The 21,579-nt window shown below is 63.4% G+C and carries 17 protein-coding genes; 3 read left to right on the top strand and 14 right to left on the bottom strand.

Features of this window, described 5'->3' with window-relative positions:
• Window positions 1-144: 144 nt before the first annotated feature.
• The 7 genes from V8352_RS16165 to ubiA all read right to left on the bottom strand — a co-directional run bounded on the left by V8352_RS16165 (window position 145) and on the right by ubiA (window position 8,536).
• Complete coding sequence (locus V8352_RS16165) at window positions 145-1,152, bottom strand: flagellin (protein WP_336425335.1); 1,008 nt, start codon at window positions 1,150-1,152, stop codon at window positions 145-147.
• Between the two features lie 2 nt (window positions 1,153-1,154).
• Window positions 1,155-2,609, bottom strand: coding sequence for a flagellar hook-associated protein FlgK (gene flgK, locus V8352_RS16160; RefSeq protein ID WP_336425334.1), 1,455 nt, complete (start codon window positions 2,607-2,609; stop codon window positions 1,155-1,157).
• 65 nt (window positions 2,610-2,674) lie between these two features.
• Window positions 2,675-3,979 carry a flagellar hook protein FlgE gene (locus V8352_RS16155; protein WP_336425333.1) on the bottom strand — a complete coding sequence of 435 codons (1,305 nt, stop codon included), beginning with the start codon at window positions 3,977-3,979 and terminating at the stop codon, window positions 2,675-2,677.
• Window positions 3,980-4,100: 121 nt separating this feature from the next.
• Entirely contained in the window at window positions 4,101-4,940 is an 840-nt protein-coding gene (locus V8352_RS16150) for a flagellar motor protein MotB (protein ID WP_336425332.1), read from the bottom strand.
• Window positions 4,941-5,276: 336 nt separating this feature from the next.
• Window positions 5,277-5,600: a hypothetical protein gene (locus tag V8352_RS16145; RefSeq protein ID WP_336425331.1), complete on the bottom strand. Its 324-nt coding sequence runs from the start codon at window positions 5,598-5,600 to the stop codon at window positions 5,277-5,279.
• Complete coding sequence (locus V8352_RS16140) at window positions 5,587-7,503, bottom strand: OmpA family protein (protein ID WP_336425330.1); 1,917 nt, start codon at window positions 7,501-7,503, stop codon at window positions 5,587-5,589. Before V8352_RS16140 ends, V8352_RS16145 begins: the two co-directional genes overlap by 14 nt.
• A 61-nt stretch (window positions 7,504-7,564) precedes the next feature.
• On the bottom strand, window positions 7,565-8,536 hold the full coding sequence (gene ubiA / locus V8352_RS16135; RefSeq protein ID WP_336425329.1) for a 4-hydroxybenzoate octaprenyltransferase: 972 nt from the start codon (window positions 8,534-8,536) through the stop codon (window positions 7,565-7,567).
• A gap of 12 nt (window positions 8,537-8,548) precedes the next feature.
• Between ubiA and V8352_RS16130 the strand changes: the two genes are divergently transcribed.
• The 3 genes from V8352_RS16130 (at window position 8,549) to V8352_RS16120 (ending at window position 11,249) form a co-directional block, all read left to right on the top strand.
• Window positions 8,549-9,274 carry a 16S rRNA (uracil(1498)-N(3))-methyltransferase gene (locus tag V8352_RS16130; RefSeq protein WP_336425328.1) on the top strand — a complete coding sequence of 242 codons (726 nt, stop codon included), beginning with the start codon at window positions 8,549-8,551 and terminating at the stop codon, window positions 9,272-9,274.
• The gene (locus tag V8352_RS16125; RefSeq protein ID WP_336425327.1) at window positions 9,271-9,801 is read left to right on the top strand and encodes a hypothetical protein; all 531 of its coding nucleotides are present in this window, start codon (window positions 9,271-9,273) and stop codon (window positions 9,799-9,801) included. Before V8352_RS16130 ends, V8352_RS16125 begins: the two co-directional genes overlap by 4 nt.
• A 77-nt stretch (window positions 9,802-9,878) precedes the next feature.
• Window positions 9,879-11,249 (top strand): glutamate--cysteine ligase, encoded by a 1,371-nt coding sequence (locus V8352_RS16120; protein WP_336425326.1) that lies wholly within the window; start codon window positions 9,879-9,881, stop codon window positions 11,247-11,249.
• A gap of 4 nt (window positions 11,250-11,253) precedes the next feature.
• On the opposite strand, the gene V8352_RS16115 is transcribed toward V8352_RS16120, so the two are convergent.
• The 7 genes from V8352_RS16115 to V8352_RS16085 all read right to left on the bottom strand — a co-directional run bounded on the left by V8352_RS16115 (window position 11,254) and on the right by V8352_RS16085 (window position 21,565).
• On the bottom strand, window positions 11,254-11,727 hold the full coding sequence (locus V8352_RS16115) for a flavin reductase family protein (RefSeq protein ID WP_336425325.1): 474 nt from the start codon (window positions 11,725-11,727) through the stop codon (window positions 11,254-11,256).
• Window positions 11,728-11,849: 122 nt separating this feature from the next.
• Window positions 11,850-14,126, bottom strand: coding sequence for a TRAP transporter permease (locus V8352_RS16110; protein ID WP_336425324.1), 2,277 nt, complete (start codon window positions 14,124-14,126; stop codon window positions 11,850-11,852).
• Window positions 14,127-14,228: 102 nt separating this feature from the next.
• A complete protein-coding gene (locus V8352_RS16105; RefSeq protein ID WP_336425323.1) occupies window positions 14,229-15,212 on the bottom strand; it encodes a TAXI family TRAP transporter solute-binding subunit in 984 nt (327 codons plus the stop codon).
• A gap of 201 nt (window positions 15,213-15,413) precedes the next feature.
• Window positions 15,414-16,745, bottom strand: a complete 1,332-nt coding sequence (locus V8352_RS16100) for a sigma-54-dependent transcriptional regulator (protein ID WP_336425322.1) — start codon at window positions 16,743-16,745, stop codon at window positions 15,414-15,416.
• The gene (locus tag V8352_RS16095) at window positions 16,742-18,520 is read right to left on the bottom strand and encodes an ATP-binding protein (protein WP_336425321.1); all 1,779 of its coding nucleotides are present in this window, start codon (window positions 18,518-18,520) and stop codon (window positions 16,742-16,744) included. The genes V8352_RS16100 and V8352_RS16095 overlap by 4 nt, the downstream gene beginning before the upstream one ends.
• Window positions 18,521-18,604: 84 nt before the next feature.
• Window positions 18,605-19,993, bottom strand: a complete 1,389-nt coding sequence (locus V8352_RS16090; RefSeq protein WP_336425320.1) for a M20 family metallopeptidase — start codon at window positions 19,991-19,993, stop codon at window positions 18,605-18,607.
• A 3-nt stretch (window positions 19,994-19,996) separates the two neighbouring features.
• Window positions 19,997-21,565: a gamma-glutamyltransferase family protein gene (locus V8352_RS16085; protein ID WP_336425319.1), complete on the bottom strand. Its 1,569-nt coding sequence runs from the start codon at window positions 21,563-21,565 to the stop codon at window positions 19,997-19,999.
• Window positions 21,566-21,579: the final 14 nt, after the last annotated feature.

Here is a 21,579-nt window from a genome sequence, read left to right as displayed (position 1 = left end):
CGATGGCTGAGGTCTCCGCGTCGGACGCGCCTACCGAAGGCACGAAATATGGGAGCGGCTCAAGCACCGGTGCGCCCGACTACCCACACGGAACGAGAAGGGACCTCAATGCAACCATCGTGAGGAAACTGAGAATCGCGTTTTTCAAAGGAAGTTCACCAGATTGAGGCGCGCTGTGCGCGCGGTCAGGGTATAGATCGTCTCAAGTCTCAGCTGAGCCTGCTCAAGAGCGCTCGCTGTTTCGAAGAGGTCCACCGCCAGCAAGTCGCTGCGCGCCATTTTCAGCGCGGAGTGTTCCGCAGCATTGCGCGAAATGGAATGACCTATGCGCTCCTCGGCAAAGCCGAGATTGGCGCGCAGACCGACGAGTTGATCCAGCCCCGCTCTCATCGCCGCTCCAGCATCGCGCATCAGTGACACACGCTCTGCGCCGTCCAGAGCAAGAGACTCGTCAGCAGCCAGCGCCGCCATGACAGTATCTTTCAGGATCGCCCTGACCTTGGGATCATCGGCGCGGATCGCCAGGGCGACTTCCTCGCCTTCGCCGAGACGAAAGGCCGTCAAATCCGCAGTGCCGCCCTGGTAGATCACCGTCTCGAAACCGCCGCCAGCCATGTCGAAAAAGGTGTCGAGCGCCGCACGCACGCCAGCGGCATCGACCGCACCTGACACCGCTGATAGCGCAGCTGCCATCGTGTCGGCGGCGCTGGCAAGGGGGGCGGCATTCAGGGAACTACCGGCAAAGACCGGACGCCCGGCAACGTCGACATTTAGCGCGGATATGATGGTGCCCAACGTCTGGTTGGCACTGCGACCCAAGGACGCGAACGCCGGACCCTCACTTGCCTGACTGACCACCATCGCGCGGTCAGAAAGGTCGGTCAGGCGGTTTTGAATCAACTCGAGCGCGCCCTGCATCGTCGCCGCCTGTGTCGCGGCCTCGGCCCCTGCCATCCGGCGCGCCTCGTTGACGGCCAGTCGGTTTTCCATATCGGCAAGCTGACCAAAACTGCCCTGGAGATGCTCGGACACATGCGCCACTTCACCCGATGACATCTCCTGGGTCAGGCGCATGACGTCGGATTGCGCAGATGCGCTCTGGCGGCGCTGGGACAAGGATTGGGCAAGATCGCCCACGGCATGAAACATCATCATCAAATCCTCAGCAAAGTTTTCATCATTTCATCTAGTGTCTGGATCATGCGCGCGTTGGCGGAATAGGCTTGCTCGATCAAAAGAAGCCGCGCCGTTTCATCGTCACTGTTGACACCCTCGGCAGACAGCCTTTCCTCGAGGCCCGATTGCCTGACGGCTGCAAAACTGTTGGCTCGGTCTTCCGCCAGTGCGCTCTGCGCCAATTGGGACACCATGCTGCCAACATGTGTGGAGAGTGACCCTGATGCGCCGCCAAGGTCACCAGATGACATCTGGCCACCCATCGACAAAGCATCCCCAAGAGCGTTCAGAAACGCAGCATCTCCCTCGGGGCCTGGCACAGCCGCGCCGAGACCATCGCGCAGCCTGCGAGGGTCGCCACCACTGGCCGCATCAACCGCGTCGTTCAGCGTGATCCGCCCCGCGATACCGACCTCGTCGGATGGATCGAACCGCATAGCTGCATCGGTGAATAGGCCTGGGTCCGTAGCGGTGAGCGTCGCATCAAGCGACGGTTGCTGAAAGCGTGCAATCATGTCCCGCGCAAGGGCATCAACCTGCTTTTGCGCATCGACGGCCAGAGAATCGCGCACTTCGAACATGGCCGACAGGCGACCACCGGCGATCGGGCTGCGCATGCCGGACGGCTCTACCTGCTCCCCGTTGATCTGAATGCCAGAGAGCAGGCCGCCCTCGATCGTCATGTGGGGCGCGATGACATTCGTCCGTGTAAAGGCGAAGGTTGCGCTCGAGCTATCCACGAGAAGCGCTCCGGCCGGGGTCATCAGAGCAACGGCGCCGTCATCTCGCGGCACCTCGCGCACCGGGATCATGTCGGCGACGCGGTCGATGACGACCTGCCGATGATCGAGCAATCCAGAAGGATCGGCGCCCTCGCGCTGCGCATCCTGTATCAGAATGTTCAGGCGGTGCACTTGCCCCAGATCGGCGTTCAGGCCGCGAACCGCGCTTTCGATCTGCTCTTCCGCGCGTGTGCGCTGGAACTGTATATCGTCCGAAATCGCGTTGAATGCAGCACTGACTTCGGCGGCGCGCAGGCTGACCTGCTGTAGGCGATCCACCGCTTCCGGGCGGCTCGCAGCCGTTACGAATGATGCCTCCAGCGCGGCAATACGCCCCGAAAGCGATCCGGGCATGTCAGGTGTGCCGATGCTGCTTTGCACCTCCTGAAGGAATCCCGCGCGGGTCTGCGTCTGTGCCAACTCACTGTCTGCAAGGCGCCGGTCCGACAGCACCCCCATGTCCACGTGACGTGTGATGCCGGTGACACGGACACCGCCATCGCCCACGTTGCCATTCTGCGAGAGCGCGATCTCGCGGCGACCATATCCATCCGTCTGGACATTGGCCAGGTTGGCCGCAACGACTCCGGCGGCGCGCGAATTTGCGGCAAGGCCGGAGAGTGCGCTCGACAGGGCGGAGGAAATGCTCATGAGGGCGTCTTTCGATTTTGTGGAAGGGGCGCCGGGCACCCTGAGGCACCCGGTTTGTCAGCCTATCAGCGCTTGATGTTGGTGGTTTCCTGTAACATCTCGTCCACGGTCTGGATCACCTTGGCATTCGATGAATAGGCGCGCTGGGTCTGAATCATATCTGTCAACTCGCCCGCAACGTCGGTCGCGCTCTCCTCACGGGCAAAGCCGACAATATCTCCGGTCGGGCCGTCACCGGCGTTCCACAGGAAGAACGACCCGCTATCCGGAGACGGCAGATAGGTCTGCTGGTCGAGCGAGACCATTCCATTGGGGTTGGGCAGATCGACCAGCGGCACCTGGTAGATGATGCGCGTGATACCGGTGTCATAGGACGCATGCACAAAGCCGTTCTCATCCACCTTGGCCGACGTCATGTTACCCACGGGCGAGCCGTCCTTGGAAATGGACAGCGGTGCAAAACTGTCGGAAAGCTGGGTCAGCCCGTCAGGTGCGCCGACCTTGCCGATATTGATCTCCATGGGGCCGCCGGCGACATTCACGATCAGGGAACCGGTGGCAGCGTCATAGGCACCACCAACCGCTCCCGACGCCACATTCAAAAGCGTGCCGCCCGAAGCGCGGGAATCGTCGAAGCTCAGGGTGTATTCACCAATCAATGCTCCGCCTTGAGCGGAGTCCCGCAATGCCATAGTCCATTCATTCGAATCGCCCGTTCCCGGTATCGTCGGCGTGAATTCGACCTGCACGCTTTCCGATTTTCCCAAGTTGTCGAAATATTCGACCGACAAGTTTTCAGGGATGCCGTCAGCACTTGCGTTCGTCGCCGTCGCGGGCAGGTTGAGGCCCAAGTTGATGGAGGTCGTCGGCTCCCCCGTCAGCTGGTTCACGTTGATGCGCACAGGCTCCAGCCCATCTGCCGTGTCACGCGGAAATTCCGGGACAGTGCCATCTGCGTTGGCCGGCCAGCCGAGCAGGACCAAGCCGCTTTGCGTCTTGAGAATACCGTCCGAGTCGGTGCGAAAGGATCCTGTCGACGTAAGCAGCATCTGCTGGCTGCCATTGCCAAGCGCTACTTCGCTGGAGCGGGCCACAGGCAGCATCCCGCGTCCACGAACGGCTAGATCCGTTGCGTTCGACGTCGTCGTCAATGACCCGCCCTGGTCGATCAGCCGCTGCGTCTGGGACCTTACACCGCCAGCAGAATAGCTGCCGCCCGCGCCACTGATGACCATGGACTGAAAATCCGTTTCCACCCGCCTGTACCCGTATGTCGCCGAATTGGCGATATTGTCCGAGATCGCTGCGAGGCGGTTTGCGTTGGCCGCAAGGGCCGCCACACCGGCATTTAGCGAAGAAGATATTGTCATGGATACGCCTTTCTGCTGCATCGACTTTCATCGAAGAACAGACTTACGCGCGCTCCTTTAACATCCGCCTAACAGATAAAATCCAATTCAATCGAACCCTCATCCCTGACGCGGCCATCGCTCAAGCATCAGTGCGCAGAAAGATCACCTCGATCCGATTGTTTCGCACCGCCATGGGATTGCGCACGGCCGGATCACGATCGGCATGGCCTGTCACCCGCGCCATGCGCTCGGGCGCAAGCCCGTGCGATTTCAACAGTTCGCGCATGATCTGCGCCCGCTGAGTGGAGATGTCCCAGACTGGATTATCTTTGAGCACGACAGGGTTGGCCCGGATATGCGCTTCGACCGCTACCGGATTTGTTACCATCGCGCCCACTTCCACCAGCAAGGCAGCCAGTTCGCCCAATATCGGCGTGGCCCCCGCTTCACCCTCGGCAAAGAGAGGCGCACCCGCAACGTCAATCAGCTCGACCACAAGCCCCTCGTCGCTGACACGCGTTATGATGTGCCGCTTGAGCCCTGACGACACCATGCTCTCGCCACTGCTCGCGGTCAGGGCATCTTCGATCTGCTTTTGCAATTCACGCAGCCCAGCGTCCGGGGCGGAATCCGTCCCGGTCTGGCCGCGGGCCATCCGCGATTCGGTTGCCCTCAGGTTCGAAGCGCCAACGCCCTCACTGGACAGAACGTCCTCTGCCCTGATGCTATGGCTCCCAAAATGGCCGTCCCCGCCACCCGACACACGGCTGATCGGCACGGTCGGACTGAAATAATCGGCCAACCCCTTGCGTTGCTTTTCCGTTGTCGCGTTCAACAGCCACATCAAAAGAAAGAACGCCATCATCGCCGTGACAAAGTCCGCATACGCGACCTTCCAGGCACCACCATGATGCCCGCCCCCAGCGATAATTTTCTTTCTCTTGATGATGACTGGCGCCGCATTGCCTTGCGCGCTCATCTCACCACCTCATAACTCACCCAAAATCAGCGATAGCAGCGCGGGTGTTACGGCGCCGTTAACACTTCAATTTGTATCGGTTATTCGGCTCGGCCGACCGCATTCGACGCAGCGCCCCGCACAAACTCAAGGGAGCGAGCGCCTCGCCCTTTGTTGAGGTCACAAGGTGTGTTGTCGCGCTTTGGAGAGAGGGATTGCCGGTGGGCCAAGTGTTAAAAACGATACTTTGGACTTGATCAAGGATCTGCCAATGCCCCAGATAACGCACTATATGCAGTTTGCATCAAATGTGCGGGGCGGCGCCGGCCACAGACTTCAATCGGTCTGACCAGATGCTCAGGCCTGCCGGCGCTCGTAATGCGCGCGGATCTGCTCGGTTTCCTGGCGCGCCTCGCGCAGGCCATCCATCGTCGCGGCCAGTTCGGCCTCGGTCTGGGTCAACTGATTGGTCAGTTCTGCTTCGCGCTGCTGCAAATAGGTGATCGCCTGATCGCGCGTCTCCTCCGCCTCGTGCAGCTCTTGCGCCATGCGGTCAAGCTCGCCCACATCGGAATGGGATACCCGAATAAAACGATGCACCAGCCAGTTGGCAAACCAGCCAAGCGCGAAGGCCACAAAAAGAATGATCGCCGTGGCGATGATGAATTCAGTTCTGTTCATCGCCCGAGCCTTCTTCCTCTTCCGGAGTTACACTCTCTTCCTGCCCCTCTTCTTCGAGGCTTTCAAGCCCCGAGTCTTCAAGATCAGGCGCAGGTTCGGCCTCGATCAGGGTAAATTCGATGCGCCGGTTCGCCTCGCGGCCCTCTTCGGTATCATTGCCCGCGATGGGCTGGCTCTCGCCATAACCAACGGCAGAATAGCTCGACGTCAGCACCCGGCGCGCGCGCAACGCGTCCAGAACGGCATTGGCGCGCGCCTCGCTCAACTCTTCGTTCATCTCTTCGCGGCCCTGGCTGTCGGTATGCCCGCCAATCTCGATCTGGATCTCACCGCATTTGCTCAAGATGTCCGCAATATCGTTCATGACCGAAGCGCCGTTCCCGTCGAGCGTGCCTGATCCGGGCTCAAAATTGATTTTCCGCTCTTCTTGGATCTGTGCGATCTGCGCCATGCATTCTTCGGGCGTCGGCAAACCGGCAACAGGGTCGAGCGCCTCTTGATACTGCACATCAATATCGAATTGCGCCGAAGCGCCCAGCTTCTCGGCCAAAAGTCCCGCAATCTGCGCATTGGCTTCCTTGCGGCCCGTCATGCCCGTGACCGTCACGTTGTCCGGCGTGACGACAACGGCTCCCTGTCCAAGGAAGCCCAGCGCCTCTAGGCCGGTCAGAACGCGCATCGGCCATTCAGCAGGCAGGCCCTCGGCAACCCGTGCCCGTGTATAGACGGCATCCGAGCGGAACCGCGCCTTGGCAAAGCTGTCGACCGTATCGCGCAGGCGCTGGCTACCGACCTTGCCGCGCAATTGCACAAGACCCTCGGGCGACAGAGTGGCCACAAAGTCGGGAATGACGGGGGCGCCTTCGGCTTCGGGTTGTGGCAGCACTGCGTGCAGCGCAAAGACGTCGGGCAAATCACTGTTCAACCCGCCAACGACATCGTCGAACTTTGCCTCGGCAGTGCCCTGCGCCGCGACCAGCGTGATATCGGCGTCGGCGAATGTCACGCTTCCCCCGCCGAGCTCACCGATTGCCTTGATGGCCAGCGCTCCGGCCTTGCCCCATTCGGGTGTCGGCACGCCAAGGCCGATGACGCACTCTGCATCGTCCTCAAGGCCAGCCGCGCGGGCCGCCTCCAGGAGGCGCTTCTGGGCCTGGGGCGTATCGGCCGAGCATGCATCGAACCGCGCCACGTCATCCTCGATCAGGAACCTGAGCGTAAAGGGCGTGATGACAGGCCGCGGCGCCGAGACATTGACGGCGACGCGCACGTTCGAGGGCACGCGCCGTTGCAGACTTTGTTCGAGCAAGACTTTTTTCTCGGGACTGTCGGCCATCGTCGTGATCGCAACCCGCCCCGCATCGACCGAAATCTTGGCGCGCGGCAATTGGCCCAGCGCGCGCACCGCATAGCTGATGGCCTCGTTCCAGCTGTCGGCCACAGGGTAATCGGCGGCTTCAAGGAGGTCCGTGACTTCGGCGTCGCCGGCCATTTCTTCCATTTCCGCGACGAAAGCGTCGCGGTCCATCTGCGCGGGAATCAGACCGATCAGCGAAATACCGTGATCATTGCGCAGGATCTCCATGGAAAAGCGCGGAGGCGCCATCTCGGCGGTGTCCTCGATCAGCATCTGGTCGATGACGCGCGCTGCGTCCACGATGCGGCCCGCCACGGTCAGCGCGGCAAAGCGCTTGGCCTCGCTGGGTGCGACCCCGGCCAGAAAGACCTGCAAACCGTCGGCATCGACCTCGGTCCAGGTCATGCCTTCCTTGTCCAGTTCGCTGCGCACGCTGTTGCGGGCGTTGTCCTCGATAACCCGCACCGAGAATCCCGCAGCCACAAGGCAAAGCACCCCGGCCAACAGAAATGTTCCGGCAATCGCGAAAATGGCTGACAGTCGCATGAACGGCCCGATCCTTGTGAACCTTTGGAACGTATTTACGGCCCCGCCCCCGGTTGTTCAATCACACGAGCAGCGCGACGGCGAAAAACGGCAGGGGCAGCAGGCCCGCATCGCGGTTGGATCGAAAGAGCCTCAGCAGTCCTTGCATGTCCTGCGTATCCAGCCGCGTCATCTGCCAGACCAGATGCAGGCCCAGCGCCCATGGCCCCAAAAGCGCGACCAGTAGCGCGATGGGGTCGCCGCCGCGCGCCGCAAGGATCACCGCCGCCGTCATCAGCACGACCGTGGCCACCAGAAACCACCGCAGCCAGAGGGGCGAGCGATCCCCAAAAAGGCGCGCGGTGGATTTCACCCCGATCAGCGCGTCATCCTCGGCATCCTGATGGGCATAGATCGTATCGTAAAAAAGCGTCCAGGCAATCCCCGCCAGATAGAGGATGAGGGCAGGCCACTCCAGCTGCCCGGTGTGCGCCGTCCATGCCAGAAGCGCGCCCCAATTGAACGCAATCCCCAGGAAAACCTGCGGCCACCATGTGAACCGCTTGGCAAACGGATAGACCGCCACCGGCGCCAGCGCGAGAATGCCGAGGCCGATCGCCATGATCGGGAACGTCAGCAAAATCAGGAACGCCACCAGCGCTTGGGCCACCAGCCACGCCAGCGCCCCCCTGACGCTGACCTGCCCCGAGGGAATGGGCCGCGACGCGGTGCGCGCCACGCTGCCGTCGATGTGCCGGTCGGTGATGTCGTTCCAGGTGCAGCCGGCACCGCGCATCAAAAAAGCGCCAATGCCGCAGCCAAGGAAAATCCACAGATCAAACCAACGCGCCTGCCCATCATGCAGCATCGCCAGAAGCAGACCCCACCAGCACGGCAGCAGCAACAGCCACGTTCCGATGGGACGATCCGCACGGCTCAGCCTCAGGTAGGGGCGCGCCTTGCGGGGCGCATAGCGATCCACCCAATTTCCACGCACAGAATCCGCGACGGAATCCTCTGCTGTGCCCTCTGGTCTAGGGTCGGCTTGGGTCATATGGTGCGCCTCATGAATACGGCCAAAATCAGATTACATGTAGAGCAGCCATTGGGGCCGGGGCAAACGGTTCGTCTGGATCGGGATCAGGCGCACTACCTTTTCGGCGTGATGCGGCAGGGCGTCGGTGCGCCCGTCGCGCTCTTTAATGGCGCGGATGGCGAATGGCTGGCCGAGGTGTCCGAGGCGGGCAAAAGGGCCGGGTTGCTGACTTGCGTGTCGCAAACCCGTCCCTTGCAGATGCCGCCCGACCTCTGGCTTCTCTTTGCGCCGATCAAGAAGGCGCGCACCGATTTCATCGTCGAAAAGGCGACTGAGATGGGCGCCGCGCGCATCTGTCCCGTGCAGACCGACTTCACCAATTCCGAGCGGATCCGGCAGGACCGCCTGCAAGCTCACGCAGTCGAGGCCGCCGAGCAATGCGGCGGCACCTACGTGCCGCCCGTAGATGACCTGGCCAAGCTGGGCAGCCTGCTGGACCACTGGGATCCCGCGCGCCGCATCCTCTTTTGCGACGAAGCACTTGCGACGGGCGGTGCGCTGTCGATGCCGGGCGGCGGCGGTCCCTGGGCCATCCTCATCGGCCCCGAGGGCGGTTTCTCAGGCCCCGAGCGGGCGCGCCTCAAGGGGCTGCCCCATGCCCATGCCGCACGCCTTGGCCCGCGCATCCTGCGCGCCGATACCGCCGCCGTCGCGGCGCTGACACTGTGGCAGATCACCTTGGGGGATTGGGCATGAGCCGCTTTCTGCGGCCCGAGGCGACGCAGACGCTCGCCCGCTGGCAGGGCGTTCTCGTCAGCCTCGGCATCATCGCCCTTGGGGCACTGATCCTTCTGACCAGCTATGGCCTTACCTTCTGGCTGGGCTGCGTCATCGCCGGTCTTGGCACCATATCGCTGGTTGCCGCCGCGCAGCGGATGCGCTTTGCCGGCGGCACGGGCGGGCCGGGTGTCGTGCAGATCGACGAGGGCGCGATCGGGTATTTCGGCCCGCTGGGCGGCGGTGTCATCGCGCGGTCGGAAATGACCGCGCTCGCGCTCGACCGCAACGGCAAACCTGCGCATTGGGTACTCAGCCAGCCCGAGCAGGACGACGTGATGATTCCGCTGACGGCGGCAGGGGCAGATGCGCTCTTTGATGTCTTTGCCGCGCTGCCGGGCATCAGGACCGAGCGTATGCTGGCCGAAATGCGCCGCAAGGATGCGGGGCGCAGCATCCTCTGGCAGCGGCCGGGCACCGCATCGCCCCATCTGCGCCTGACGTGAACTTGCGCGGGGCGGGTTGACACCCCCCGCGCCCCGCGCCACCTACTGAGGCCTGAAAATCAGCGGAGGCTCTGCCCATGTCCATTCCCCAGTCAGGCGGCGGCCCGATAGAACATCACGGCCAATTGGCCGAATATCTCGAGGCCGGTAACAAGCCCAAGGCGGACTGGCGCATCGGCACCGAGCACGAGAAATTTGGCTATTGCAAGGACACCCATAAGCCCATTCCCTACCATGGCACCTGCAGTGTCTCGGCCGTGCTCGAAGGGCTGCGCGATGTGCATGGCTGGTCTCCCGTGACCGAGGATGGCAACCTGATCGGCCTCGAAAAGGACGGCGCGAACGTCTCGCTTGAGCCCGGCGGCCAGCTTGAGCTGTCCGGCGCCCCGCTCGAGACGATCCACGGCACCTGCGACGAGGTCAACAGCCACCTGCGCGAGGTCAAGGATGTGGCCGACCGCGTAGGCGTCGGCTTCATCGGGCTTGGTGCGGCGCCCGAATGGAGGCATGAGGACATGCCCCTCATGCCCAAGGGCCGCTACAAGCTGATGGACAGCTACATGCAAAAGGTCGGCACGATGGGCCGGGTCATGATGCGCCGCACCTGCACGGTGCAGGTCAATCTGGACTTTGCCTCAGAGGCCGACATGGTCAAGAAGTTCCGCGTGGCGCTGGCGTTGCAGCCTGTGGCGACCGCGCTTTTCGCCAACTCGCCCTTCCTCGAAGGCAAGCCGAACGGCCACAAGTCATGGCGCAGCCGCGTCTGGCGCGATCTGGATGCGGACCGCACCGGCATGCTGCCCTTCGTCTTCGAGGACGGTATGGGGTTCGAGCGGTATGTCGACTACGCCCTCGATGTGCCCATGTATTTCGTCTATCGCGACGGCAAATACATCGACGCGCTGGGTCAATCCTTTCGCGATTTCATGCGCGGCGCGCTTCCGGCGTTGCCGGGGGAAAAGGCGACCCTCTCGGATTGGGCCGATCACCTGACGACGATCTTTCCCGAGGCCCGGATCAAGAAATTCATGGAAATGCGCGGCGCCGATGGTGGCCCGTGGCGCCGCCTTTGCGCACTGCCTGCGTTCTGGACCGGCATCATGTATGACAGCGCCAGCCTCGATGCCGCATGGGATCTGGTCAAGGGTTGGACACCCGAGCAGCGCGAGGCGCTGCGCGTTGCAGCCAGCGTCGATGCGCTTCAGGCAAAGGTCGATGGCATCGACATGCACGATCTGGCGCGGCGCACCCTCGATATCTCCGAGGCCGGGCTCAAGGCCCGCGCGCGTGCGGGTGCCGACGGTCTGATTCCTGACGAGACGCATTTCCTGAACGCCCTGCGTGAGAGCATCCAGTCAGGCCAGACGCCCGCGGACGAGCTGTTGGCGCGCTATGAAGGCGAATGGAACGGCGATCTGAGCCGGATCTACGACGAGTATTCCTACTGAGCGATCAGATGGTGATGAATTCGCCCTGATGATAGCCCAAGGCCGGGCCATCGCCGATCGCACTCTCCAGAACCTCGCCGATGAGGATGACGTGATCGCCCGCCCGAACCAGATCGTGCCGGGCGCAGATAAGCGTAGCCAATGCACCGGGCAGCAGCGGAAGGCCATGGGTGCCTGCGTGCCATTTGGCCTTGTCGAATTTCTCTTCACTGCGGGATGCAAAGAGCATCGCGGCATCCTTTTGCGCCGCGCCCAGAATATTGACCGCGAAATGCGGCGCAGCGTAAAAAGCCGGACCGCTATGGGCGTTGTCCCCGATGCACACCAGCACCAGAGGCGGGTCCAGCGATACCGAGCTGAAGGAATTGGCGGTAAAGCCGCGCGGCGTGCCATCGCCCTCGCGCGTTGTCAGAACGGTGACCCCGGTGGCAAAGCGGCCAAAGGCGTCACGCAGGGCGCGATTATCTGTAACGGTCATGAACGCTCCGGCGTTTGGGTCTCGGCGAGGAGATAGGGCGCGCGCCTCGATTGGCACGCGCCCTTTCTATAGGCAGCCGTCAGGTGATGCACCCCCCCGCGAAAGGGGGCCGTTGCCTTGGATCAATCGCTGCCGCGCACCGCGATCTGTGCATCCGGCGCCGGTGCGAACTGGCGCTGCACAAAGTAGAGCACCACGGCCAGCCCGATCCCGACAAGGTCAGTGACTAGCCCGCCCGCGATCATGCACAGCGCGGCCACGATCAGGCCAATCCGCATGAACCACGCAACACGCTGGCCCGCGAACCAGCCCTGCACGCCCGAGGACAGCAGGAACACGCCAAAGATGGCCGTCACGCCCGCGCGGATGACTTCGACCCACGTCCCATCCATCAGGATCGCGCCGTTGTAGAAGAACATGAAGGGCACGATGAAGGCCGAAATCCCGATCTTGAAGGAGGCCACCGATGTCTCCATCGGGTTTGCGCCCGATATGCCCGCCGCCGCATAACTGGCCAGCGCCACAGGGGGCGTGATGGCCGATACCACCGCAAAGTAGAAGACAAAGAAATGCGCCGTCAGCTGCGGAATGCCCAGCTGCACCAGCCCCGGCGCCACGACCGAGGCCGCCACCGCATAGGCCGCCGTCGTCGGCATCCCCATGCCCAGCAGGATCGAGATGCACATCGCAAAGAAGAGCGCGAGCAACTGACTGGTGTCAGCAAGACCCAAAAGCACCGACGAGAAGCGCGCGCCGACGCCCGTCAGGCTGATGACGCCCACGATGATGCCCGCGCAAGCGCAAACCGCGATGATCTGGATCGACATGATCCCGGCCAACTCAAAAGCCTTGAGGATGCTGCGAATGCCCATCCGGTAGGGCGTCAGCCACGACACCACGGCCGCCGCCGCAGTCGCCAGCGTGCCCGCCCGGATCACCGAATAGCCCATGAAGAGCGCGACGATCAGGATGATGATCGGCAGGAACAGGAACACCCGGCGGATCATGTCGCGGAATTTGGGCAGCTCGTCCTCTCTCATCCCGCGCATGCCCAGCTTGGCCGCCTCGAAATCGACCATGAAGAAGATCGACACGAAATAGAGGATCGCCGGGATGATCGCCGCCACGGCGATGTCCGTGTAGGGAATGCCCGTGATCTCGGCCATGATGAATGCGCCCGCCCCCATGATGGGGGGCATGATCTGACCGCCCGTGGATGCGGCGGCCTCGACCGCGCCGGCAGTCTTCTTGTGATAGCCGACCTTCTTCATCAGCGGGATCGTGAGCGAGCCTGTCGCCACCACGTTGCCCGCAGAGGTGCCGTTGATCATGCCCATCAGGCCAGAGGCGAAAATCGCCACCTTGGCCGGGCCACCCCGTGTGCGCCCGGCTGCGGCAAAGGCGAAATTGACGAAATAGTCGCCCACCTTTGATGCCTGAAGGAAAGCGGCAAAGATGATGAAGAGGATGATGTAGGTGGACGAAACCGCCGTCGTCGGCCCGAGGATGCCTGCATCTGTGTAGACCTGGCTGAAAAAGCGCGTCCATTGGATGTTCGGCGCATTGAGAAAGCCGGGCAGCATGTCACCGACAAAGACATAGACGAGGAAAATACCCGCGATCACGATGAGTGCGAGCCCCGCAACGCGCCGCGTCATTTCCATGATGAGGGCGGTGCCTGCCACAGCGGCCAGCGATATCCCGATGGGCGCGAAGGGCGTGCCCGTCGAATTGCGCATGAGCGTGCCATACATGGTGATGAGGTAAAGCGCGACGGAAACAGCGCAGACCGACAAGAGCAGATCGGCAACGGCAACCTGTCCGCGCTCGCGCCCGCGTATCCATCCAATAACGATCCCGGCGGCGGAGGCGACGATCAGGGGCAGGCCGTAGTGATAGATTTCCAAGGCCCTGATCTCAGCGTCCATACCGTTCCACATCACGCCACTGGCGATCTGGTTGGCGATGTCAAACGCGATCCAGACCGAATAAAGCGCCGGGAGCATGGCGAGCGCAGCGATGATATCAAGCGGATGACGGGCCTTGCCGCCCTGTCCATCCGCCAGAAAACCGCGCGCTGAATAGAGGGTAAATCCAAGGATCAGAGCGCCCGCGACGTGAACGATGCGAAAATTCCATGTCTCCATCGGGAAGGTCGGCAGGAAGGGGATTTCGACGCCCGTCCAATCTTCGATCGACCAACCGTTCAGCGCGGCCACGTGAAAGATCGCGTAAAGCGCGGACAGTGCGGCAACGATCAGGTAGCCCTGCCCAGCAAAGATGCGCCTGTTGCTTTCGATCGGCTCTTCATCGACGCCTTCGACGACGATCGGCTCCTGCGGGTCAATCGGCGCCTGCGGAGTGATGTCGTCCGCATCGCTCTTGGTTTGATCTGACATGGAAAACCCCCTCCCCGGAGTGTCGCGGCCAAGTGCCGGCGCGCGATGATAACATGCCGCCCCCTATATCCGGAGGGCGGCATGCAGAATGATCTGTCTGGCTCAGTTGCCGTAGATCATGTCATCAGGAATATCGGCGTCGGCATTTTCCTTGAACCATTCTGCCGCGCCGGGGTGCCACTTGAGGACTTTGTTCTTGTCCCAGTTCTCGGGAATGGTCGAGGCTGCGGCCTTGTGGATACCGACCATACGGTCGTTATCGGACATCACGACATCGACCGCCGCCTTGACGAAGGAGGCCGGCAGGTCGCAATTCGCGATGGTGAAGTTCCACATCGAGACCGAGCGCGCGTCCTCTTCGAGGGTGCTGTAGGTGCTGGCCGCGATCGAGAATTCCGAGACGGGGAACGCCTCGAGCAGTTGGGCCTGCTCTTCTTCGGTGAACTCGATAATGTTCACATCCGTCTGCACTTCCAACTGGCTGACGGCGGGCACGGGCACGCCTGCGGCAAAGGCCACAACGTCCAGCAGACCATCCTGAAGCTGGCCGCCCAAGTCGCTCCAACCACCGTTGCGGCGCTCATATTCGACGCCCAGCGTATCCATCATGCGCGGAAAATACGTGTCCGAGGTCGAGCCTGCGGGGCCAAAGCCGATGCGCGCACCTTCGGGGATGTCGCTGATGCTCTCGATGCCCGACGACGACAGCGCCGTCACCGAGAAAGGCGTCTGATACATCGGGAACATCGCGCAGGCCTCGGTCATCTCGAGGCCGGGGGCGATCGGGTTCGTGCCTTCCAGCGATTCCGCTGCGGGGCCCATCGTGGTCATGCCGAACGCGGCCTCGCCGGTGTGAACCAGCGCCATGTTCTGCATCGGACCGCCGGTGACTTCGCCGCCGCCGGTAAGGCCCAGTTCTTCGGCCACGAGGTTGGCCCAGCCCGACCCATAGGCGAAATACGTGCCGCCCTGGCTGGCGGTGCCGACGGTAAAGCTGCTCGGCCAGTCGGATTTGTCGACGTCCTGCGCAAAGGCGGCGCCAGCGGCGATAATCGTGGTGGATGCAAGAAGTGCAGTGAGTTTCATGTCTCTCTCCCTAGGGTCCATGAGAAATGCGCGGCACCCTCCCGGAGCCGCGATCGTATCGGAGGTAAACGAAGCATCGCCTGCAATGACAAGCGAAATGCTTGGCCAAATCGCCACAGGGCCGCCTTGAGGCGCTACTATGGGTCGAAAAGGGTACATCGGGCCGGATTGCTGTGTCGAAAACCGCACATCAGCGCGACTTCAGGCGAAACTGCCCCGATCTAGCCCATGCTTTTGCATCTTTTCATACAGCGCCTTGCGGCTGATCCCCAGCGCCTCGTAAGTCGGCTTGAGCGCGCCGCCATTGGCGCTGAGCGCGGCGGCGATCAGCGCACGCTCGTGCGCGGCAATCTGCGCAGGCAGCGGCCCGGCGGGCGCGGCACTCTCGGGTGGGGGCGCCTCGGCCGGCAGGCCAAGAACGAGGCGGTCGGCGGCATTGCGCAGCTCGCGCACATTGCCCGACCAATCGCGCCCTGCCGCCTCGGCCAGCGTGGCGGGGTCCACATCCGGCGCGGGTCGCTTGTAGCGCGCAGCCGCCTCCTGCACGAGATGCACCAGCAGCAGGGGAATATCAGAACGCCGCTCCGACAGGGGCGGCGCACGCAGCGTCACCACGTTGAGCCGGTAATAAAGATCGCTGCGAAAGCGCCCTTCTTCGACCGCCCGGTCCAGACGGTCCTTGGACGCGGCGATGAAACGCACATCCAGATCCACCGGATCGTTCGAGCCGAGGGGCGTGATCTGCCGGCTCTGGATCGCGTGCAGGAACTTGGCCTGCACGCCGGTATCGAGGCTGTCGATCTCATCGAGGAAAACCGTGCCGCCCCGCCCATGCTCCAGCTTGCCGTATCGGGTCCGATGCGCGCCAGCAAAGGCGCCAGCAACATGGCCGAACAGCTCGATCTCGACCAGATCACGCGGCAGTGCGGCGCAATTGATGTGAACAAAGGGCTTGCCCTGCCGCGCCGAGGCACGGTGAAGCGCGCGCGCGATCACCTCCTTGCCGGTGCCGGTCTCACCATTGATCAAGACATCTGCCTCGGTGGCCGCGACGGCGCGCACCTCTTCGCGCAGGCGCACCATCACGTCCGAGCGCCCGATCAGCCGCGCCTCGATCACATCGCGCCCGCCCACCTGATTGCGCAGCGCGCGGTTCTCCAGCGTCAGGCGCCGCTTGTCCAGCGCACGGCGCACGACCTGCACCAGATGCGCAGGATCATAGGGCTTTTCCAGAAAATCATACGCCCCGTCCCGCATCGCCTGCACCGCAAGCTCCACATCGCCATTGCCTGTCACGATGATGACCGGCAAGGCTGGATCAATCTCGAGCGCTCGGCGCATCAGGGTCATCCCGTCCATGCCGGGCATACGGATATCGGTGATCAGAACGCCGGGAAAATCGCGCGCCAGCCGCGCCAGCGCAACCTCGGCATCGCCTTCTGCCGCGGCGCTCAGCCCGGCCAGCTTGAGCGTTTGCGCGGCGGCGCAGCGCAATTCCTCCTCATCATCGACCAAGAGCACTTCGCAGCTCATTCCGCCGCCTCCCGGCCCGCAATCTGATCGGGCGCCTCGGCAGCGACCAGATCAATGCCAAAGATCGCGCCCCCCTCCGGATGATCTTCTCCCCAGAGCGTGCCACCGAAATCGCGCACGATGTTGTAGGAAATGCTCAGGCCCAGACCCAGGCCCTGCCCCATCGGCTTGGTTGTGAAAAAAGGATCGAACATTTGCTCGGCTGCCTCCGGCGGCAGGCCAGATCCGGTGTCGCGGATAGTCACCCGCCAGCCGCCTTCATGGCGCGTCGCCGCAATGGTCAGCCGCCCGCGTCCATCCATCGCATCAACAGCGTTCGAAATCAGATTGACGAGCACCTGTTGCAGCCGCACGTGCCCGCCGATGACCCAAGGTGCGCCGCCCACCGGGATATAATCCAGCGTCACATCACTGCCCTTCAGCTTGGGCGCACTGACCGCGAGCGCATCGTCGATGACAAGGCCAAGCGGCACAGGCCCAATCGCCTCGCCGGGGCGACGCGCAAAATTGCGCAAATGGCGCGAGATGGCCGCCATGCGGTCGGCCATGCGGCTGATCCGCCCGATATTGTCGCGCACCTCGCCCGTCTCGCCCCGCTCCAGAAAGGTCTGCGCGTTTTCGGCATAGGCTTTGACGGCCTGCAAAGGCTGGTTGAACTCGTGGCTCAGCGCCGCCGACATCTGGCCCAGCGCCGACAGCTTGCCAGCCTGCACCAGACCGGCCTGCGTGCGCCTCAGTTTCTCCTCGGTGCGGCGGCGCTCTTCGATTTCGTGGCGCAGCGCCTTGGTGCGCTGCTCGACGCGCTGTTCGAGCATCCTGTGGACTTGCACCCGCTGCGCCGCCCTGTGGCGCAGATAGGCCGCGATGCACAGCGCCAGCACCGCCAATAGCGCAATCGCGGCAAAGACCATGCCCGCCTGAACGCGCGCCGGCGCGGCGCGGCGCAAGGCCGTGACGGTCCAGCCCGCACTGGCCAGCGCAGCACTCGACGAGGCGATATACTCGGTGCCGTCGATCTCGGCAAAGTCCACACCATCGGCGCTGCGTCGCGCGATCTCCAAAAGCGCGAGGCGATCCGCCGGATACTGCTGATTGTCGCGGATGACCGACAACGCGCGCGGGGTCAGCGGCACGCTGGCACGCAGGCGCCAATCGGGTCGACTGGCCATGAAGACGATCCCAGCAGGATCGGTCACAAAGATGTTGGACGACGCGGCCTGCCAGCCCTCCTCAAACGCTTCGACCGTGAACTTGACGGCGACGACACCCAGGATGCGCGAGCCGTCCCGCACAGGGGCGGCAAAGAAATACCCGCGCTCACCCGATGTGGTCCCCAGAGCGAAATACCGGCCCAGACCGCCAGCCGCAGCTTGCGTGAAGTAGGGCCGAAAGCTGAAGTTGCGCCCGACGAATGAACGCTCTTTGCGGTAGGAACTCGCGGCCAGCGTCAGCCCGTCCATATCCATCAGGTAGACATCCGAGGCGGTGACGGAAATGGCCGTATTGAGCAGGATATCATTGACGCGTTCGCTCAGACGCGCGTCACCGGGCGCTTGCAACAGTTCGGCCAACTCGGGCCGGGCTGCGATCAGGTTGGGCAACGGCGCATAGCGATCCAGCGCAGCGCTCAGGCCATCGCTGACCAGTTGCAAGGTCACGCCGTTTTGCGCAGCGGCATCGGCCAGAAAATACCGCTCGACCCGAGGCCAGACCAACGTGGCCAGCACCAGCGCCAGAAGGCCCAGTTGCAAGGACAGCCGCGTGCCAGCGGACATGAGGGACAGACGGGCAAACATGGCAGCCAATCTAGCGCGCCGCGCGAAGGTTAGCCAGATGCCGTCGCGCCTGCGCTTGAGCGCTTAGCGTGCCGGGGTGTTCCCCGCGCCCACATCCCAAAAGACGCCCGCCATGACACGCAAGGCATCGCGGCTGAGCGATTTCAGCACATGCTCGTTCGGCGCATGTTGCGAGCAGCCGCGATAGGAGTGGGGCACCCAGACCGTCGGAAGCCCGAGGATGTCGGCAAAGCTGTCATTGGGCAGGGATCCGGCCAAATTCGGCAAAACATGGGGTGGCCGGCCCGCCGTCTGCTCGATCGAGGCGGTGACGAATTGCACCCAAGGATGCTTGGGATCGAGGCGTGTGGCGGCGAAAAAGCCGCGATCATGCGGCACGATCTCGATCGCCTCGAAGCCGTGCGCGTCCAGATGGCGGCGCAGCGCCGGGATGATGTCCTGCGGGTCGGTGCCGACGACATAGCGCAGCTGGCAGGTCGCGCGCGCACTGTCGGAAATGGCATTGACCGGCGCATCGGGCACGCCGCTGGTCATCGCCAGCACGGCAAAGCTGTTCCAGCCATAGACACGCTCGGCTGGCGTCAGGCTTTGCTCGCCCCAATCCTCATCGACGCTCGGCCCCTCGCCGCCCGTGACGGGCAGGCCATCCAGCGCGGCGCGCACGTCATCCGTCAGGCTATCGGGGCGCCACTCGGGGATCTGGATCTGGCCGCGCGCATCGGTGATCGAGGCCAGCGCATGCGCCATGATCATCGCCGGATCGGCCAAGAGGCCGCCCCAGTTGCCCGAATGATGGGCCCCTTCGCGCAGCGTCAGTTTCAAATCGAATGTGATGCCCCCGCGCGAGCCCATGAAGACGGTCGGCACATCGGGTTGCAGCCGTGGCCCATCAGAGGCAATCAGCACATCGGCGGTCAGCCGATCCTTGTGGCTGTGGAATACCTCCGCCAGCCCGCTTGATCCGACCTCCTCACTCATTTCCAGCACGATGCGGGTGTTGAAGCCCAAAGTGCCCCGCGCCTCCAGCACCGCCTCCAGAGCGGCGATGTTGATCAGATGCTGTGCCTTGTTGTCGGCGCTGCCGCGCCCATAAAGGCGGTCGCCCTCCTCGATCAACTCGAAAGGGGCCAGCCCGTCACGCCACATGCCCTCTTGCGCGCGGATGACATCGCCATGGCCGTAGGTCAGCACGGTCGGCAGGCCCTCGCCCTCGTGCCGCTCCCCGATCAGCAGGGGGCCGCCGCGCGGATCAGGGTTCGCGATGATCTCGCAAACAAATCCCATCTTTTCCAGCCGGGGCAGCATCGCCTCTTGCAGATAGCGCATCAGCTCGGGCGCGGCCTCGGGGTTCTGGCTCTCGCTGGGATAGGCAACGAGGGCCGCCAGCTCACTTTGGAAAACACCCTTGTCGAAATAGGCGGCAACGGTATCGATGGCGGTCTCGCGGCTCATGGTTCAGTCCTTTGTCTCAAGTGCGGCATCGCCCCAGGGCGACATGATTTCGGTGCATCCGGTGTTGGTATCGCCTGCGCGCATGACCCCTGCCGGGCAGCCAAAGGCAAAGGGAAAGACGGTGCGCGGCGCGGTCACGACGTCATGCCCCGCGCGCAGCCGGTCCAGCACTTCGGGCGTATGCGCCTCGTCCGCGACCACATGGGGCCCGCCCGACACGTCGATGCGCGGCTGGTGGAACGCGGCCTCGATATCCATGTCGAAATCGGTGACGAAGGACGCCATCTGGCACATCGCCGACACGATCTTGCGCCCTCCAGACGCCCCGAAGGCAAAGCGGCGGTCGCCCTGCTCGCCGATCACCGGGCAGACATTCATCAGGCAGCGCTTGTTCGGGCCCAGTGAATTGGGACGTCCCTGGACCGGATCGAACCACATGATGCCGTTGTTCATCAGAAACCCGGTCGAGGGCGATACGACACGGCTGCCAAAGATCGACAGCAGCGTTTGCGTCTGGCTAACCATGTTGCCGTCCCGGTCCACGACCGAGAAATGCGTGGTGCATCCGGGGGCCTCGGGGCTCTCGCCCGTGTCGCCCATGCTGCCCAGTCGCGCTGCATAGGCGCCGTTCAGGGCCTCTGCATAGGCGGCGAAGGCCTCGGGCATATCCTTCAAATCGCGGTTTTCCAGATCGCCCATCGCATGGGCAAACGTCGGCCCGGCGGTCAGGCCATCGACCAGATGAAAGCGTGCGCCCCGATAGGCCATGCTGAGCGGCTTTTGCATCTCGGCGCTGTAGCTGCGCAGATCGTCATGGCTGAGATATCCGCCCTTGTCCTGCACATCGCGCGCCATGGCTGCGCCCAAGTCGCCCTCATAGAGCGCACGGGCGCCATCCTGCGCAATTATACCAAGGCTGTCGGCCATGCGGCTCTGATCCAGTCGCTTTTCGGCCAGCGCGGTCCAGCCCGAAATGGTTGGCCACTGCCCGTCCTCAAGGAAAAGCGCTGCGGCATCCGCATCGGCGGCCAATGCGCGGGTGGTCGAGGCGATGACGAGGGCCGCATACCAATCCACCAGCATCCCCGCACGCGCATGGGCAATCGCGGGCGCCAGCAGGTCGGCCCATGGCATCCGCCCATAGTGCCCATGCACCTGCCCGAGACCATCGACAACGCCCGGCACGGCAATCGCCTTGGCCCCTTGGACATTGACGTCGCCCGTCACATGCTCCCACGGAAAGAGGTCGCTGGCGACGCCCCGGCCCGAAAGGGGAAAATCCTCGATGCGCAGGCCGGACGGCGAGCGCATGCCATGGTTCACCGCCACGGCCTTTTCCTCGCCCGCGCGCCACAGCATCATCGCGCCGCCGCCCGCAGGCCCGCTCATCCATGGCTCGAGCACGCCCATGACAAAGGATGTGGCGACCGCGGCGTCCACCGCGTCACCACCCGCGCGCAGCACTTCGGCCCCCGCCTCGGCGGCGAGCCGATGCTGGGCTGCAACGACGCCGCCTTTGGTCTCGATGACGGTCTTGGTAGTATGCGCGGTGCGCGAAAGGGACGACGCCATGTGGTGCTCCTCAG

It is taken from the genome of Roseovarius sp. D0-M9 (assembly GCF_037083805.1).
GTDB lineage: Bacteria > Pseudomonadota > Alphaproteobacteria > Rhodobacterales > Rhodobacteraceae > Roseovarius.
Note: the sequence above shows the minus strand (reverse complement) of the source record. Positions and strands in the feature narration are given on the sequence as shown.

Bases quoted from the DNA above. Each gene is read 5' to 3' on its own strand.
- V8352_RS16165 (WP_336425335.1), bottom strand. From the start codon at position 1,152: ATGATGTTTCATGCCGTGGGCGATCTTGCCCAATCCTTGTCCCAGCGC.
- V8352_RS16155 (WP_336425333.1), bottom strand. From the start codon at position 3,979: ATGACAATATCTTCTTCGCTAAATGCCGGTGTGGCGGCCCTTGCGGCC.
- V8352_RS16145 (WP_336425331.1), bottom strand. From the start codon at position 5,600: ATGAACAGAACTGAATTCATCATCGCCACGGCGATCATTCTTTTTGTG.
- V8352_RS16105 (WP_336425323.1), bottom strand. From the start codon at position 15,212: ATGAAACTCACTGCACTTCTTGCATCCACCACGATTATCGCCGCTGGC.
- V8352_RS16110 (WP_336425324.1), bottom strand. From the start codon at position 14,126: ATGTCAGATCAAACCAAGAGCGATGCGGACGACATCACTCCGCAGGCG.
- V8352_RS16140 (WP_336425330.1), bottom strand. From the start codon at position 7,503: ATGCGACTGTCAGCCATTTTCGCGATTGCCGGAACATTTCTGTTGGCC.
- V8352_RS16100 (WP_336425322.1), bottom strand. From the start codon at position 16,745: ATGAGCTGCGAAGTGCTCTTGGTCGATGATGAGGAGGAATTGCGCTGC.
- V8352_RS16125 (WP_336425327.1), top strand. From the start codon at position 9,271: ATGAGCCGCTTTCTGCGGCCCGAGGCGACGCAGACGCTCGCCCGCTGG.
- ubiA (WP_336425329.1), bottom strand. From the start codon at position 8,536: ATGACCCAAGCCGACCCTAGACCAGAGGGCACAGCAGAGGATTCCGTC.
- V8352_RS16150 (WP_336425332.1), bottom strand. From the start codon at position 4,940: ATGAGCGCGCAAGGCAATGCGGCGCCAGTCATCATCAAGAGAAAGAAA.
- V8352_RS16095 (WP_336425321.1), bottom strand. From the start codon at position 18,520: ATGTCCGCTGGCACGCGGCTGTCCTTGCAACTGGGCCTTCTGGCGCTG.
- flgK (WP_336425334.1), bottom strand. From the start codon at position 2,609: ATGAGCATTTCCTCCGCCCTGTCGAGCGCACTCTCCGGCCTTGCCGCA.
- V8352_RS16130 (WP_336425328.1), top strand. From the start codon at position 8,549: ATGAATACGGCCAAAATCAGATTACATGTAGAGCAGCCATTGGGGCCG.
- V8352_RS16090 (WP_336425320.1), bottom strand. From the start codon at position 19,993: ATGAGCCGCGAGACCGCCATCGATACCGTTGCCGCCTATTTCGACAAG.
- V8352_RS16115 (WP_336425325.1), bottom strand. From the start codon at position 11,727: ATGACCGTTACAGATAATCGCGCCCTGCGTGACGCCTTTGGCCGCTTT.
- V8352_RS16120 (WP_336425326.1), top strand. From the start codon at position 9,879: ATGTCCATTCCCCAGTCAGGCGGCGGCCCGATAGAACATCACGGCCAA.
- V8352_RS16085 (WP_336425319.1), bottom strand. From the start codon at position 21,565: ATGGCGTCGTCCCTTTCGCGCACCGCGCATACTACCAAGACCGTCATC.